Annotated in this window: 15 protein-coding genes; 6 read left to right on the forward strand and 9 right to left on the reverse strand. The window is 63.0% G+C overall.

The annotated features are described in order from the left end of the window. Positions 1–9: 9 nt before the first annotated feature. Positions 10–603 carry a thioredoxin family protein gene (locus FZZ90_RS06660; protein ID WP_226425041.1) on the reverse strand — a complete coding sequence of 198 codons (594 nt, stop codon included), beginning with the start codon at positions 601–603 and terminating at the stop codon, positions 10–12. Positions 604–660: 57 nt separating this feature from the next. Between FZZ90_RS06660 and FZZ90_RS06665 the strand changes: the two genes are divergently transcribed. Further along, positions 661–1179: a hypothetical protein gene (locus FZZ90_RS06665; RefSeq protein WP_186514519.1), complete on the forward strand. Its 519-nt coding sequence runs from the start codon at positions 661–663 to the stop codon at positions 1177–1179. Here FZZ90_RS06665 and FZZ90_RS06670 read toward each other — a convergent pair. Then, entirely contained in the window at positions 1161–1601 is a 441-nt protein-coding gene (locus FZZ90_RS06670; RefSeq protein WP_226424928.1) for a hypothetical protein, read from the reverse strand. The two genes, FZZ90_RS06665 and FZZ90_RS06670, sit on opposite strands and share 19 nt — an antisense overlap. A gap of 14 nt (positions 1602–1615) precedes the next feature. Beyond that, positions 1616–2527, reverse strand: a complete 912-nt coding sequence (locus FZZ90_RS06675; protein WP_226424929.1) for an FAD-binding domain-containing protein — start codon at positions 2525–2527, stop codon at positions 1616–1618. A gap of 83 nt (positions 2528–2610) precedes the next feature. Here FZZ90_RS06675 and fabI point away from each other — a divergent pair, with 83 nt between their 5' ends. The 5 genes from fabI to FZZ90_RS06700 all read left to right on the forward strand — a co-directional run bounded on the left by fabI (position 2611) and on the right by FZZ90_RS06700 (position 7473). After that, positions 2611–3393 (forward strand): enoyl-ACP reductase FabI, encoded by a 783-nt coding sequence (gene fabI / locus FZZ90_RS06680; protein ID WP_226425042.1) that lies wholly within the window; start codon positions 2611–2613, stop codon positions 3391–3393. A gap of 29 nt (positions 3394–3422) precedes the next feature. Further along, positions 3423–4031, forward strand: coding sequence for an imidazoleglycerol-phosphate dehydratase HisB (gene hisB / locus FZZ90_RS06685; protein ID WP_226424930.1), 609 nt, complete (start codon positions 3423–3425; stop codon positions 4029–4031). A gap of 60 nt (positions 4032–4091) precedes the next feature. Next, on the forward strand, positions 4092–5561 hold the full coding sequence (locus tag FZZ90_RS06690) for a carotenoid oxygenase family protein (protein WP_226424931.1): 1470 nt from the start codon (positions 4092–4094) through the stop codon (positions 5559–5561). Positions 5562–6088: 527 nt separating this feature from the next. Beyond that, the gene (locus FZZ90_RS06695; RefSeq protein ID WP_226424932.1) at positions 6089–6652 is read left to right on the forward strand and encodes a hypothetical protein; all 564 of its coding nucleotides are present in this window, start codon (positions 6089–6091) and stop codon (positions 6650–6652) included. Positions 6653–6771: 119 nt separating this feature from the next. Continuing rightward, positions 6772–7473: an SIMPL domain-containing protein gene (locus FZZ90_RS06700; RefSeq protein WP_226424933.1), complete on the forward strand. Its 702-nt coding sequence runs from the start codon at positions 6772–6774 to the stop codon at positions 7471–7473. Between the two features lie 12 nt (positions 7474–7485). Here the strand turns inward: FZZ90_RS06700 and FZZ90_RS06705 are convergent, their stop codons facing one another. The 6 genes from FZZ90_RS06705 to FZZ90_RS06730 form a co-directional block, all read right to left on the reverse strand. Continuing rightward, positions 7486–9039 (reverse strand): BCCT family transporter, encoded by a 1554-nt coding sequence (locus FZZ90_RS06705; protein ID WP_226424934.1) that lies wholly within the window; start codon positions 9037–9039, stop codon positions 7486–7488. Between the two features lie 18 nt (positions 9040–9057). Further along, positions 9058–10248: an FAD-dependent oxidoreductase gene (locus tag FZZ90_RS06710; protein ID WP_226424935.1), complete on the reverse strand. Its 1191-nt coding sequence runs from the start codon at positions 10246–10248 to the stop codon at positions 9058–9060. Further along, entirely contained in the window at positions 10245–11300 is a 1056-nt protein-coding gene (locus FZZ90_RS06715) for a Glu/Leu/Phe/Val dehydrogenase dimerization domain-containing protein (protein ID WP_226424936.1), read from the reverse strand. The genes FZZ90_RS06710 and FZZ90_RS06715 overlap by 4 nt, the downstream gene beginning before the upstream one ends. After that, positions 11300–12337, reverse strand: coding sequence for a class I SAM-dependent methyltransferase (locus tag FZZ90_RS06720; protein ID WP_226424937.1), 1038 nt, complete (start codon positions 12335–12337; stop codon positions 11300–11302). Before FZZ90_RS06720 ends, FZZ90_RS06715 begins: the two co-directional genes overlap by 1 nt. A 69-nt stretch (positions 12338–12406) precedes the next feature. After that, entirely contained in the window at positions 12407–12988 is a 582-nt protein-coding gene (gene rdgB, locus FZZ90_RS06725; protein WP_226424938.1) for an RdgB/HAM1 family non-canonical purine NTP pyrophosphatase, read from the reverse strand. Further along, on the reverse strand, positions 12985–14448 hold the full coding sequence (locus FZZ90_RS06730; RefSeq protein WP_226424939.1) for a phosphoglucomutase/phosphomannomutase family protein: 1464 nt from the start codon (positions 14446–14448) through the stop codon (positions 12985–12987). The genes rdgB and FZZ90_RS06730 overlap by 4 nt, the downstream gene beginning before the upstream one ends. Between the last annotated feature and the right edge of the window lie 13 nt (positions 14449–14461).

Below are 14461 nucleotides of genomic sequence, written 5' to 3' on the forward strand. Positions count from 1 at the left end.
AAGGAAAGCTTAAGTGGCTCCGCCGAACCACTCCGGTTCTTGTCCGGGGTTCCACTTCACATTGCATCCCACCGAGGCCGTCTGGTCTGTGCTGACAGGAGTTCCCGTCAGCACGGCATCGAGGGCGGCCCGCAGGTCTCGGCCGTCGAGGGGCTGATCATTGCCGGGTCGGCTGTCGTCCAACTGGCCGCGATAGCGCAGGCTTTGTACGCCTTTGCCGTCGGGTGAGAACAGATAGAACTCCGGCGTGCAGGCGGCCTTGAGAGCTCGGGCCAGGATTTGCTGCTCATCCAGGAGGTAGGGAAAGCTCCAGCCGTGACGCTGGGCTTGATCTGCCAGTTGTCCCGGTCCGTCCTGGGGGTGGGTGATCAGGCTGTTGCTGCTGACGCCGACCAACTGCACCGCATTGCTGAAGTCGTTGTCCAGCCGAGTGAGCTCAGGTTCCACGTGTTTCACAAACGGGCAATGGGCGCAAAGCACCATCAGCAGCACGGGTCGCTGGTCCAGAGAACCGCTGCTCAGCCGGCCGCCGGTGACCTGGGGAAGATCAAAACTAGGAAGGCATGTGCTGAGCGCCAGCATCGTGGATGGTGTCAGGGCCATAACGCGCAGGCAGATGCGGCGAATCTGCTTCAGGATGGCCACCTCCGGTGGTGATGGATGCCGCGCCTGCGTCTGCTTTGGGGATTTGCCCTGCTGCTGGGGGCCTGCGGTGCTCCAAAGGAACCACCCAGCTGGCGGTTGTACCCCCTGCAGCGCCATTCCCCACATGACGGGGTGGCTGTGGTGAACCAGCCCGATGGCTATGGGCTCCACATCTATCTGGAGACAGACACCAGCTTCCCGGGGGTGTGTCGTCCTCGATGGCTGCCGGATCCTGCCCGCTTGTTCAACGGCAATGGAGCCACTCCGTTCAGTTCCGGGCTGGCGACCCGTCAGGAGTTTTTCGATGCCGTGGCCCGGCGCGATGTGCGAGCTCTGTTGGAGAAGGAGCTGGAGGCTCTGTGCCAGGCACGCGCCCCTGAGGACCGCTGGCAGTGGACTGAGCCGCCCCGGAGCGACGATCAGGTGGTTCCTGTGCAGCTGCCCTCACTCGAAGAGGAAGACCTGCTCACCAATCCCGTGGAGGAATTGAAGCGGGCCCGGCAGCTGTTGAGGGATCAACGGGCTGGTGAGTAGCCCTCCCACACCACAGCTTCGGCTGCGCGCCAGTAGCGGCTGAATCGCCCCAGCCGGGGTGGCCGCGGAAGCTCCACGAACGGTTCGGGTTCCAGCAGTTCAAGCGGCAGTTCTGCATCGATGGCTTCGCCGATCCGCTCCAGGCGTGGATCCACCGTGCTGCTGCTGATCACACCATCGGCCAGATGGCGACGGGCAAAGGCCAGCACCTCAGCGGCCACATCCCCCTTGCGCAAGGTGAGGGGAAGGTCGAGGGCGTTTTCGTAGAGGAAACCAAGCCGTTTGCGGCTGATTCGTGCGTTTTGGATCCAGCGGGTGTCGAACACGAACACCGCTGGGGCATCAGGCCAGGCCTGCAGTGCTGGGTTGTTAGGACCAAGAGCCTCCTCGTGAATCCAGAGGATGGGGCGTTGAAACGTCATGGAGGATCTCCTGCTTATCGCTTGGGACGGTCCAGGGCGGCACTGGCGCCCCCGCTGTTCCGGCGTTGGCGGTTGCGTTGCTGGTTTCGGTCGTTGCCGTTGTCTCGGATGGCTGGCATCGGAGCGAACAGCTGGTTCTCCAGTTGGTCGTAGCTGCCCTCGAAGGGGCAGGAGTTGGCACTGGGGCAGCCGTCGCAGTAATGCCCGTCGCTGTAGCGCTCCAGGTTGCCGCGGTTGAAGAAGTAGGGCTTGTGGCTGAAGGTGCTGGCCACCCATTGCCAGCTCAGATGGTTGCTGGCCGGATCGCCATCCAGCAGGTGCTCCAGGAACCAGTCGGCACCGGCTTTCCAGTGCACCCGTCGCCAATGCACGAGCCAGGAGGCCATCCACATGCGGGCGTGGTTGTGCAGCCAGCCGGTGCTCACCAGTTGATCGCGGAAGCCATCCATGCAGGCCAGCCCCGTGCTCCCGTCGCGCACATCGGCCGGCAGCTCCTGGGAATAGGCACCAGCGTCATGGCCCGTCTTGAACGGTTCCTGATCGTTGTTAATCCCGTCACCCAGGTCGAGCCACATCCGTTGCCAGAAGTCGCGCCAACCGAGTTCGTTGATCAGCTTTCCGCCTTCATCGCGGTTGCGGATCCGTGCAAAGACGGCATCGCGTACCTCCGCGAGGCTCAGCACGCCGTGCCGGATGTAGGGCGACAGCCCGGTAACTGCGCCCTTGAGGTGGTTTCGGCTTTTGGCGTAGCGCCTTGCGTCAATGCGCCGCAGCTTCTCTTCGGCTGCCTCACGCCCACCACGGATCGGGCTGAGCTCCCCCTCCGCCCCTGGGAACTCCTGCGCCAACAGGGTATTCAGCGCATCGCGTGAGGCGAATTGCCGTGGCAGGTCGCCGTTGATCGGGGGTGACGCAGCGCTGGACACCGGCCTTTGGCAGCAAAGGAGCGGTGATCTTGGCGGGGGATGGGGGAGAATCGCGCGAATTCAACCCGTTCCGGTCTGTCCTGATGCTGCTTGATCTCACCGGCAAGAAGATTCTCGTCACCGGCATCGCCAACAACCGTTCGATCGCCTGGGGCATTGCTCAGCAGCTCAAGGCGGCCGGTGCTGAACTCGGCATCACCTACCTGCCCGACGACAAGGGCCGCTTTGAGGCCAAGGTGCGTGAACTCACCGCGCCCCTCGAGCCCAGCCTCTTCCTGCCTCTGAATGTGCAGGATGCCGACCAGATGGCTGAGGTCTTCGGCGAGATCAAGGAGAAGTGGGGCGTTCTTGATGGTTTGGTGCACTGCCTGGCCTTTGCAGGCAAGGAAGAGCTGATCGGTGACTACAGCGCCACCACCGCTGAAGGCTTCGCCCGTTCCCTCGACATCAGCGCCTATTCCCTGGCTCCCCTCTGTGCCCATGCCAAGCCGCTGTTCAGCGAGAAGGCTGGCGTGATCACGCTCTCGTACCTCGGTGCTGAGCGGGCGATCCCTAACTACAACGTGATGGGTGTCGCCAAGGCGGCTCTGGAGGCGTCCGTTCGCTACCTCGCGGCAGAGCTGGGTCCCGACAAGCAAGTGCGCGTCAACGCCATCAGCGCTGGCCCGATCCGCACCCTGGCCAGCTCAGCCATCGGCGGCATCCTCGAGATGATCCATAACGTTGAGGAAAAGGCTCCCTTGCGCCGCACCGTCACCCAGATGGAGGTGGGTGGCACCGCTGCCTTCCTGCTCAGTGACCTGGCCAGCGGAATCTCCGGCCAGACCATTTATGTGGATGCGGGCTACTGCGTCACGGGAATGTGAGGCACGATGAGGGAACTGAAGGTCGAGTGATGGCACGCCAGGGAGACATCCATCGGGTCACTGGTGAAACCGATGTGAAGGTGCGTCTGGATCTGGACGGCTCCGGCCAGTGCCAGGCCAGCACCGGTGTGCCGTTTCTCGACCACATGCTTCATCAGATCAGTAGCCACGGCCTGATCGACCTGGAGATCAAGGCGGTGGGAGACACCCACATCGATGATCACCACACCAATGAGGATGTGGGCATTGCCGTGGGGCAGGCCCTGGCCCAGGCCCTGGGGGACCGGCGCGGCATCCACCGCTTCGGTCACTTCGTGGCACCGCTGGACGAGGCCCTGGTTCAGGTGGCCTTGGATTGTTCCGGTCGCCCCCACCTCAGCTACAGCCTTGAGATTCCCCGCCAAAAGATCGGCACGTACGACACCGAGCTGGTGAAGGAGTTCTTCGTGGCGGTGGTCAACAACAGCGGGCTGACACTGCACATCCGTCAGCTGGACGGCGTCAATTCCCATCACATCGTTGAAGCCTGCTTCAAGGCTTTTGCCAGGGCCCTGCGCATGGCCACGGAGGTGGATCCCCGCCGTGCCGGCGCGATCCCCAGCAGCAAAGGTGTGTTGGAGCAGGCCGGCGCCAGCTGAGGTCGGCCGCGCGCTTCACAGTCCGTTCCGAGAAGATGGGCGGACGTTGATCGTTCGCCCGTGACCGTTGCCCCCGCCCGCAGCTACGACCGCAGCGACTGGGCCAGTTCCTTTGTCAATGTTGAGGAGGAACTGACTGACGAAGCGCTGACTCCGGTGCGTGGAACGGTGCCGATGGAGCTTCAGGGCACGTTCTATCGCAATGGACCTGGACGACTTGAGCGGGATGGGCATCGGGTGCACCACCCCTTCGATGGCGACGGCATGATCGCGGCGATGCGGTTTGAGAACGGCAGCGTCTCCCTCAGCAACCGTTTTGTACGCACTGAGGGTTGGCTGGCGGAGGAGAAGGCCGGCAAGGTGCTCTACCGCGGGGTTTTCGGCAGCCAGAAGCCCGGTGGTCGGCTGGCCAACGCCTTTGACCTGCGCTTGAAGAACATCGCCAACACCAACGTGGTGCGTCTGGGCGATCAGCTGTTGGCCCTCTGGGAGGCGGCGGAACCCCATGCGCTCGATCCGCGCAGCCTGGAGACCCGCGGCCTTTCACGCCTCGATGGAGTGTTGAAAAAGGGCGAGGCCTTCAGTGCTCACCCCCGCTTCGACCCCGGCCACAACGGCCGACCCTGCATGGTCACCTTCGGGGTCAAGACCGGGCCCCGCAGCACCATCCGCCTGATGGAGTTCGCCACCGATGGCCCTGAGGCCGGCACGTTGCTGCACGACCGTTCCGACAGCTTCCCCGGTTTCGCCTTCCTCCACGATTTCGCCATCACCCCCAACTGGGCGGTGTTCCTCCAGAACGCCATCGCCTTCAATCCCCTGCCGTTTGTGACCGGCGAAAAGGGCGCGGCCCAGTGCCTGGCATCCCAACCCGGTGGCAAGGGGCGCTTCTGGTTGATCCCCCGCGACTCCGGTCGTTTCGCTGGCCAGAAGCCCCGCATCCTCGAAGCCCCCGACGGCTTCGTCTTCCATCACCTCAACGCTTTCGAGGACGGTGATCACGTTGTGGTGGAGAGCATCGTCTACGACGATTTCCCGTCCATCGGCCCCGATGAGGATTTCGCTGAGGTGAATTTCGACACGGTTCCGGAGGGGATCCTGCACCGTTGCCGCCTCGATCTCAGTCGTGAATCGGTGCAGACCGAGCGGATCAGCGAGCGCACCTGTGAGTTCGCCATGGTCAACCCCGAGCGTCAGGGCCGCAGCGCCTGCTTCGCCTGGATGGCGGTGGCTGAGCGGGAGACGGGCAACGATCCGTTGCAGGCCATCCAGAAACTTGATCTGCACTCCGGGGCGACCCACACCTGGAGTGCGGCGCCCAGGGGCTTTGTGAGTGAGCCGTTGATGGTGCGTCGTCCCGGTGCTGAAGCCGAAGACGACGGCTGGGTGCTGGACCTGGTGTGGAACGGGGCCCGCTCCGCATCCGACTTGGTGATCCTCGATGCCCGTGATCTGACTGAGGTGGCGGTGCTGGAGCTGCCGTTGGCTGTTCCCCATGGATTGCACGGGAGCTGGGCACCCCAACGCTGATACGTTGAGGCCTTTCGCAGGCCTCACGGGTGCCAACGTCATTCACGCGTCCGCAGATCAATCGTGACGAGCGGATGCTGTGGATCCATGCTGGTCCCCACAAGGCAGCCAGCAGTTACGTCACCGAGCGGCTCCGTCAAAACAGGGAGCATCTGGCTGCTCAGGGTGTGTTGATGGATGGCGATAACAACCGTCTCGCCAATGCCATTGCAGAAAAAAACTATGAACCAGTTGAGGAGGCACTTGCCACGCTGCCTTCTTCGCTGAACAGGGTTTTGCTCAGCAGCTCCTCTTTGGATGACCGCATCCTTAGTCGAACTGTCTTAGGAAAATTGCAGGATTTGGTTGAACGACAAGGCTTCAAATTAGGCGTCAGTTACTTCGTCCGTGACCAGCAGTCCTGGTTGAATTCGGTTTACGCGCACCGGGTGCGAAGGTTTCGTGAAACCCCCAATTTTGAGCAATATTGTGATTACATCATGCACGATTCTGATTCATGGAATATTGCTTATCCATCCAAATTTCGCGTGCTGAGTCGCTTCCCAGCGATTGCGACGTTGTTTCTTCCTTTGTCCAAGCAGGTTGCGATTAGTGATCCCTTCCTGGCCCTTGTTGAGGCCCTTGATCTGGACACTCCTGCGGGTGAACAGGGCTGGCTTGCGGGCCGTTCCTCCAAGCAGAACATCCAGCCCGGGGCCCGGGGAATCTGGATGTCTGCCCTCTGCCGTCGCTTGATGGTGGAAACGGGTTTCGACCCGGAAGTGCTCAAGCGGAAGGGCAAGGTCATCCGTGATCTCGCCATCGAGCGCGGTTGGGATGGCGAGAAATTTGATGGCTTCGATCAACCGCTTCAAGATCGGGTTTCAGCCTTTTACGCCAGCTCCAACGAAGCGTTTGCCCAGGAGCACTGGGGTGTGAGTTGGAACAGTCTTTTCCCGGTTCGGCCTGCCGCGCAACGGGTGTATGCGGGTCCTCAAACCGAGGCGGAACGCAAGGAGATGCGATCTCTCATGGTTCGTGTGCTGCGGGAGTTGGGTTTCCCCTGGCGGCTGCGGCGGCGTTTCTTCTCCCTCTACGACGCAACCGTCTGAGCACGACTGTTTCACCCTTTTGCTCTCGGGCCAGTCACGGCTTGACACAGGCCGGTCATGGTTGAGCAGGGTTTGTGGCTCCAGGCTCGCCAGCATGGAGATCCCACGGAAGGCTCGGCATGACGAATCGACTCTGGGGCGCTGTCAAGGTCGCCGCGCCCGTCCTCTTCGGCCTCAGTGTCTTTGCGCCATCCCCCATGAGGGCTGCGGAGCGCGTTTGCAATGGCACCCTGCTTCAGATCCAGGTGAATGAGCGTGGAACGAGCCGTAGCGATCGCTTTCGCTTTTCGCTCGGGCTCGACGCTGAACATGCCAGTAAGGACGCTGCGATGAGCGCCCTTAACGCCCGGTTGGCAGGGGCGCGTCAGGTCATTCAGCCCCTGGCGATGGGCCGGCTCACGATCCCTGCACCCCGCAGCTACTCCATTGGGGGAGGCACTTCGGGACCACGGCTGGAGCGGGCGAGCACCAACATCACGGGCGAGGTGAGCCGGGACAATTACGACGCGTTGATCCAGGCCGCCGGTCGCTTGCCGGGTGTTCGACTGCAGGGAATGACGTCCTTGGCGTCGAGCGAAAGCAGTGCCTCATTGGCGGATCAGTTGCTGAAGCAAGCTCTGGACACGGGGCGACGTCGCGCCCAGGCCACAGCAGGGTCTCTCGGCCTGCGCAAGGTGGAGTTGTTGCTAATTGACCAGCGTGGATCGACCTATCGGCCCATGGCGATGGCTGCACGCATGGGGGAGGCAAGCTTCAAGCCTGCGGAGGCTCCCAAGCCAAGTCAGAGCCTCACCCTCAAATTGGATTACTGCCTGCGTTGATTGGCATCGGGATCACTGCGGAGTGACCGTGCCCCGCCGCCATTCTTTCCAGGCCAGCCTTGGCGCACTCCAGAGGGTGGCCAGCACCAGCGGGGTGACCGGCACCGCGGTAATCACGATGAAGGCTTGAAGTGCGTCGATGGAAGTGCTGTCCCCCAGGCCCGTGCCGATGCGCAGCAGCACCAAGGTGAGACTGCCGATCATCAAGGCCCAGAACAGGCGAAGTAGCGCAGGGGGCTCGTTGCGGCCGCTCACCACCATGGCCGCGGCGTAACTCATCGAGTCGGCGCTGGTGCACATAAACAGCACCACCAGCAGCAGGCCGATCGGAATCAGCAGGCCGGCCAGGGGCAGCTGGCTGAGGATGGTCAGCAGTGCAGCGGCGGCTCCGTTTTGGGCGAGTGCTTCGCTGATGCCGCCTCCGGCCAACTCCAGATGCAATCCGGTGCCTCCCAGCAGGGTGAACCAAAGGTTGGTCACGATCGGACAAAGGATGGCTACTGCCAGCACCAGTTCACGGATGCTGCGACCTCGGCTGACGCCGGCGGTGAACAGCCCCATCAAGGGCGCGTAGCCCAGGAACCAGCCCCAGTAGAACACCGTCCAGCCATTCACCCAGTTCGACGGCACGGCATTGGGTGTGAGGGCCATCTGCGGCAGATGGATTAGGTAGGTGATGAAGCCGCTGAAGAAGTGCTGAATCAGCCAGAGGCCTGGGCCCAACAGCAGCAGGCCCGCCGCCATGGCCAGGGTGAGCCACACATTGAGCTCCGAAAGCCACTTGATGCCTTTTTGAATGCCGCTGACGGTGGATGTTGCAAAGACGGCCGTCAGCAGCACTACCACCAGGGATTGCAGGCCGGCACTGTCGGTGAGCCAGGGCAGTTGCCCTGCGGCATTGCTGAGCTGCAGCGAGAGGAAGCCCAAGGGGCCAACGGTGCCCGCGATCGCGGCCACCACGGAAAAACCATCCGCCAGGTGACCGATCGGGCCATCCACCCAGGAGCGCGGCACGATGTTCACCAGGAGGGTGCGGGGACGAAGGGGTTCACCGCGTCGTTCGAGGATCGAGAAGGTGATCGTGGTGGTGGTGGCTACAAGAGCCCAGGCCAGGAAACCCCAGTGCAGAAAACTCACCGCCAGGGCGGGATCCACCGCTGCGGCTGTGCTGGGCTCGATCCCTTCAAACACCGGTGATGGTGTTTGGAAGTGATACAGCGGTTCGGCAGCGGACCAGAACACACCACCTCCCGCCAGCAGGGTGCAGATCAGCACCGCGCACCAATCGAAGAATTTGAAGCTCGGCTTGGCGTCCGCTCCCCCAAGCCGGAGTTTGCCGATGGGGCTGATGGCAAGGATCAGTGCGATCAGAAACAGCAGCATCACCATCCACTGCCAGACCCCGCCGAGGGCATCACTGATCACGGCTTTGCCGGCTTCGGTGAAGTGCTTTGCCAGAGCCAGGTCGACGGCCGAGACCAACAGAAAAATCAGCAGGGGGATGGCGCCGACCCAAAGAGGGGGCTGTTGCCACCAGGAACGCTGGTTTGCGGGGTTGTCAGACATCGGATGAGGGGTGAAAGGTCAGGCTCGGACGGCGTCGCGTTGGTGGCTCCAGCAGGAGAGATCCACTGCAGGTTGTTCACCACTGGCGAGGCGTGCCAGAGAATCACCAATCAGGGGAGCGAACTTGAAGGCCTGGCCGGATCCCCCTGCAAACAGACTCAGCTTTGGGGTGAGCCGATCCAGCACGAAGTTCACATCGCTGGCCATGGAGTACGGGCTGATCACGGTCTCGACTCGCTCCTGAACTCCCTCCAATTCGTTGAACAGGAAGGTGTCGAGCAGCTCCACCAGTCGGGCTGGTGGCTCGGTGGCCATGGCGTTGGGTGCGGCGACCCGCAGTTCTTTTGGGGCCCAGTCGATACCGGCCTTGATCCGGGGTCGGCCATCCGCCGTTTGGCTCAACACGGGGAAGCCGTAGTACAGGCCACCATCGTCGCCTCGTTCTTGCTGGAAGCAGAACCACTGGGGGTAGCGATCAGCGAGTGCTGGGTTGACGGTGTAGTGGGCCCAAAGCATCGGCCACACCTCCAGTTTCGGTGCCAAGCCGAGGGGGGCCAGCAACAGTTGGCTCCAGATCCCGCAGGCCACCACCAGTTGGCTTGCGGCGATGTGCTCGCCGCTCTGCAGGGTGACGCCTCCACCATCGGGATCGAGTCCGGCCACTGGGCAGTGCTCGATCAGCTGATGGCCGGCGTTACGGGCGGTATTGATCCAGTGGGTGACAACTTTGTCGCTGCGCACGGCACCGGCGGTGGGTTCGAACAGGCCAGTGAAACCCGTCTTTGGCTTCAGCGGGAAACGGGCAGCGATCTGTTCGGCATTGAGGGCCTCATAGGGGATTCCCTGATCGTCCATGACCCGGCGGGCCCCGGGGATCGATCCCTCGATCGTTTCCTCATCCCAGCTTTCGCCGTAGAAGAGCAGGCCGTGGGTCTCTCTCAGCTGCTCGCCGGCGTGAGTTTCCTCTTCCCGCCAAAGGCGATTGGCCTCCTGGGCCAGACGGCAGAGCACCGGGTCGGAATACATCTCCCGGAACATCCGGGTTTCGCCGTAGCTGCTGGCCTTGGCGTGGGCCAGAGTCTTGGCTTCAAGCAGCACCACATCGCGCACGCCGCGGCGGGCCAGGGATGCAGCGCAGCTCAGGCCCGCCATGCCGCCGCCGACGATCACGACCGCTGCGCGGCTGGGCAGTGAGGAGGGCGTGCTCATTCGCTCTCTCCAAAGCTGAGGCCGATGGGTTCGGTGGAGGGTGTCGCTGCCACCTCCTCAAGGGCGGCCCCCACCGACAAACCCTGTTCGCGCTGATTGAGATAGTCACTGGCCCGCCGGCGCACCTCATCGCGCACGAAGGCATAGACGTCCGTGGCGCCTGCGTCCTTCCAGGCATCGGGGGAGAACCGCTCGATCGAATCGGCGATCACGGCACCAGCATTCACCAGAGGGTCCGGCAGCACACGCACACCGCGGCGACGCAGGTCGTCTGCCAACTGCGGTTGCTGGAAGGGGGCATTGGCTGCAGGAACCACGGCGGGGGTCTTCAAGGCCGTCGCCATTTCGGTATTGATCAACCCGGAGATGGAACAGGGCAGCAGCAGGTCGAGATCTAACTCCCACCAGGCGCAGCTGTCCGGCAGCGGCGTCGCGCCGGGAAAACTGGCTCTCTCGCGATCAAGATCCACGGTGAACACGGTCCAACCGTGCTCGACGAGATGGCGGGCAACGGTGCCACCAACGGCACCGCAGCCATGCACGAGGGCCCGGCCGGGATGGGCGTCGTTGAGGTCCTTGTCCAGAACGGCCTCCACGGCACCAAGGGTGCCGTGGGCGGTGGCAGCACTGGCATCCACGGGGCTGCCAACTGCCGCCAGCACATGGGGGGTGAGCGCTGTCAGACGCTCCATGTCCTCCAGGCTGGTGTTGAGATCGCAGCCGGTGATCATGGCGCCATCAAGCGACTCCAGCAGCTCGGCGGTGACGCTGATCAGTTCATCCTTGACCGCATCGGGCTCCGCTGCCCGGGCAACGATCTTGCCTCCAGCGAAACCGGTGCCGTAAAGATCGTGCTTGTGGGTCATCAACCCCGCCAGCCGCTGTCCATCAGCGATGCAGGCTTCGTCGCTCGGGTAATTGAGCAAGCGCAGGCCCCCGTTGGCGGGGCGCTTGGCGTCGGTGTCTTCCGCTACGACAAACACCGAGAGGTGGTCGGAGACGTGTTCCGCCAGTACCGACACGGTCGGCGCTGTTTTCTTGTCGCTGCTCATCAGGCCACCTTCTCCATCATCTGGTGGTGTTCGACGTAGTCGAGACTCCACTCGCTGGGGGTTTCGGCGATGCGCTGTTGCAGACGCTCGTACACCGTGTCTGCAGCCGCGTCTCCGGCAGCATTGGCAAAGCTGTGGCGACTCCAGCTGCGGATCGTCGCCATTAGGCCGGCGGCGAAAGCGGTTGTGTCACCGTTGTCGTTCCAGCGGCGTCTGTACGGGCACTTCACATAGACCGTTCGTTCGTCCACGAGGCGCAGTCCGTTGCAGTAAGCGGCGCTGCTCGCGTCCTTCAGCGGAGCCATGAACTCCTCGGGGGACTTGTAGAAGTTCAGAACGGTGCCTTTTTTGTATTGCTCTGCGCTAATCAGACCTTCTTCCGCCATGCCGCGCCAGATCTGGTGCAATTGGTCGTGCACATTGCGGGTTTCGCCGCCGTTATGACCGAGATAGCGTCCTTCGTTATCGCGTGAGAGGTTCACGGTCAGCAGTCGCCCGCCCACCTTCAGCTCGCGACTACGCAGTTCGAGGATGTGGTTCCAGTCCTTCATCGCCTGGGCGGTGAAACGCTGAAGGGCATCGGCATCTCCGGAGGCCAGCACGTGGGTGTGGCTATCGAGTGGTCCGGGGGAGGTGCTCAGCCAGTGCATGGCTGTTGCGGAGAAGCCGAAGCTCACGCTGTCCGGAGCCACGGAGGGCTCGTAGAAGCTGCGGGCACTCACCAGCACTGTTGGCTTCGGATCCCGGGGAATCTGCAGGGCCAGGTTTTCTGCCAGAGCGAGGTTGTCGTTGCTCGGTAAGTCGTTACCGATCAGCGTCAGATGAGCACTCGGCTGGTTGGCATGCAGGCGATCCAGCACCTGATTCCAGAGCCCTACAGCAGTTCCGCCGTCGGCAGCTCCGTAATCGATCAGGACATGGCTGTCTGCGACAGCCAGTTGATTCACACAAGTCAAGGCCCAGTCCGAGGCGGCTTCGATGCAGAGAAGAGCGCCCTCGGTCTGCGCGCTGTAACCCGTGGTCATGGCGATGGCCATGGACCTCGTCAGCGGCAGGCTTCACCGTACAGACCATGCTCCAGGAGCCTTTGTATCCGTGGTTCTTCTTCAGGATGCACCGAGCAACTGGCGCAGCTTGGGTTCCAGGAGGCTGAAGGCCTTGCCGCGGTGGCCGTGCTGCTTTTTCTCCGCCAAATGCATCTCGGCGAAGGTGCGGCCGGTTCCAGCGACTTCGAAGATCGGGTCGTAGCCGAAACCCTGATCTCCCCGGGGTGCGGCTGTGATCAAGCCGTCGCAACGGCCTTCCACCTCCAGCAGGATGGCGCCGTCCGGAGCGGCGACACAGAGCGCGGCGCAGAAATAGGCCTGGCGTTGGTCTGAACCGTCCAGGGCTTTCAGCAGCCTGGCAATCCGTTCTGGATCCGTGGGGGCGTAGCGGGCGGAATGAACCCCCGGAGCGCCATTGAGAGCATCCACGCTGAGGCCTGAATCATCGGCCAGAGACCATTCCCCTGTTGCGGCCGCAATCGCTTGAGCCTTGAGCCGGGCATTGGCGGCAAAGGTGGTGCCTGTCTCATCGACCTCCAAACCTTCAGGCTGGGGTCGCACCGTGACGGGCAGGGCCTGCAGCAAGCCCTCGAATTCTCGAATCTTTCCGGCGTTACCGCTGGCGATCACCAGTGTCTTCATGCGGCCTCCGCGAACTGTCTGGCCCAGGCGAGCACCTTGTTCACTCGATCGGCATCAGGCCCTTCGCAGTAGAGCCGCAGCAGCGGTTCTGTGCCGGAAAAGCGCAGCATTAACCAGTGGTTCGGTCCCATCCTCAGTTTGATCCCGTCGGTGCTGATCACCTCCAGCACCTCGGCTCCGGCGACGGTCGAGGGCGTGCTCTGGTCCAGCAGCGTCTCGAGCCGTCGGCGCGCCTCCATGTCGGCCAAGCGCAGGTCGAGTCGGTCGTAGTGACTGCTGCCTCCGTGCTGTTGCTGGAGTGCATCCAGCCGCGCGCCAAGGGGTTGCTCTCCTTCCACCAGGGCTTCCAGCACAAGCATCGCCGCGAACAGGGCATCCCGCTCGGGCAGGTGCATGCCGAAGCCGACACCACCGGATTCTTCGCCGCCGATCAGCACATCCCCGGCCAGCATCTCTGCCGCGATGTATTTGAAGCCCACCGCGAGCTCCAGAACCTTGCGCCCCTGGGCCTCTGCCACCAGCCGCATCAGATCGGAGCCGCTCACGGTTTTGACAACGGCGCCCGGCAGCTGGCGGGCCCGGGCCAGGTGATCGATCAACAGGGGCATCAGCAGCTGGGTGCTGCAGAACCGGCCGGTTTCATCCACGGCGGCGATGCGGTCACCATCGCCGTCGAACACCAGTCCCACAGCAGGAGTTCCGGCGGCGGTTGAGGCTTTCACCGCTGTGATCAATTCCCCGAGGTAGGGCGCCAGGGGTTCCGGCGGATGACCGCCAAACAAGGGATCACGTTCGCTGCGGATTTCCTCCACAACGCCAGCAGCTGCAGGGCCGAGCAGCTCTGTCACACACCCGGCTGCTGATCCGTGCATCGGATCGACGATCACCTTCAGGTTGATGGCCTTGAGGCCATGCACCAGGGCGCTCAGATCCAGCTTGCTGCGCAGCCCTTCGAGATGCTCGCCGCGCCCATCAAACCGGGGGACTTCCGCTTTGATCGGTGCCGTGATGCCGCCGGCGGCCAGGCGTCGTTCGACAGCGGCCGTGAAGTCTCCTTCGACCGATCCACCAAAGGGCCCTTTGATTTTCAGCCCCAGCCATTCCGGCGGGTTGTGACTGGCGGTGATCACCAACGCTCCCAGTGCTTTGCGCTCCACCACGGCCCAGCTGCAGGCCGGCGTGGGTACAGCGGTGTCGGTGAGCAGGGGTTCGAGTTCACAGCCCCGCACCGCGGCCGCGATGGCTTCCGCCAATTCGGGAGCCAGAAAGCGCCGGTCGTAACCGATCACCACGGTTCGGCTGTTGAGACCCTCGGGGGCGCGATGGGCAAGCTCCTGAGCCGCGGCAGCGGCAACGGGCAACAACCGCTCAACTGTGATGTCGACGCCGGTGATCCCGCGCCAGCCATCGGTGCCGAACTTGATCGGAGCTGGACTCAGAGGGAGGGGAGCCGATGCCATGGCACAGCCTGCA

The organism is Synechococcus sp. MU1617 (genome assembly GCF_020514235.1).
Classification (GTDB): Bacteria; Cyanobacteriota; Cyanobacteriia; order PCC-6307; family Cyanobiaceae; genus Parasynechococcus.

Bases quoted from the DNA above. Each gene is read 5' to 3' on its own strand.
- FZZ90_RS06660 (WP_226425041.1), bottom strand. From the start codon at position 603: ATGGCCCTGACACCATCCACGATGCTGGCGCTCAGCACATGCCTTCCT.
- FZZ90_RS06665 (WP_186514519.1), top strand. From the start codon at position 661: ATGCCGCGCCTGCGTCTGCTTTGGGGATTTGCCCTGCTGCTGGGGGCC.
- FZZ90_RS06670 (WP_226424928.1), bottom strand. From the start codon at position 1,601: ATGACGTTTCAACGCCCCATCCTCTGGATTCACGAGGAGGCTCTTGGT.
- fabI (WP_226425042.1), top strand. From the start codon at position 2,611: ATGCTGCTTGATCTCACCGGCAAGAAGATTCTCGTCACCGGCATCGCC.
- hisB (WP_226424930.1), top strand. From the start codon at position 3,423: ATGGCACGCCAGGGAGACATCCATCGGGTCACTGGTGAAACCGATGTG.
- FZZ90_RS06700 (WP_226424933.1), top strand. From the start codon at position 6,772: ATGACGAATCGACTCTGGGGCGCTGTCAAGGTCGCCGCGCCCGTCCTC.
- FZZ90_RS06705 (WP_226424934.1), bottom strand. From the start codon at position 9,039: ATGTCTGACAACCCCGCAAACCAGCGTTCCTGGTGGCAACAGCCCCCT.
- FZZ90_RS06710 (WP_226424935.1), bottom strand. From the start codon at position 10,248: ATGAGCACGCCCTCCTCACTGCCCAGCCGCGCAGCGGTCGTGATCGTC.
- FZZ90_RS06715 (WP_226424936.1), bottom strand. From the start codon at position 11,300: ATGAGCAGCGACAAGAAAACAGCGCCGACCGTGTCGGTACTGGCGGAA.
- FZZ90_RS06720 (WP_226424937.1), bottom strand. From the start codon at position 12,337: ATGGCCATCGCCATGACCACGGGTTACAGCGCGCAGACCGAGGGCGCT.
- rdgB (WP_226424938.1), bottom strand. From the start codon at position 12,988: ATGAAGACACTGGTGATCGCCAGCGGTAACGCCGGAAAGATTCGAGAA.
- FZZ90_RS06730 (WP_226424939.1), bottom strand. From the start codon at position 14,448: ATGGCATCGGCTCCCCTCCCTCTGAGTCCAGCTCCGATCAAGTTCGGC.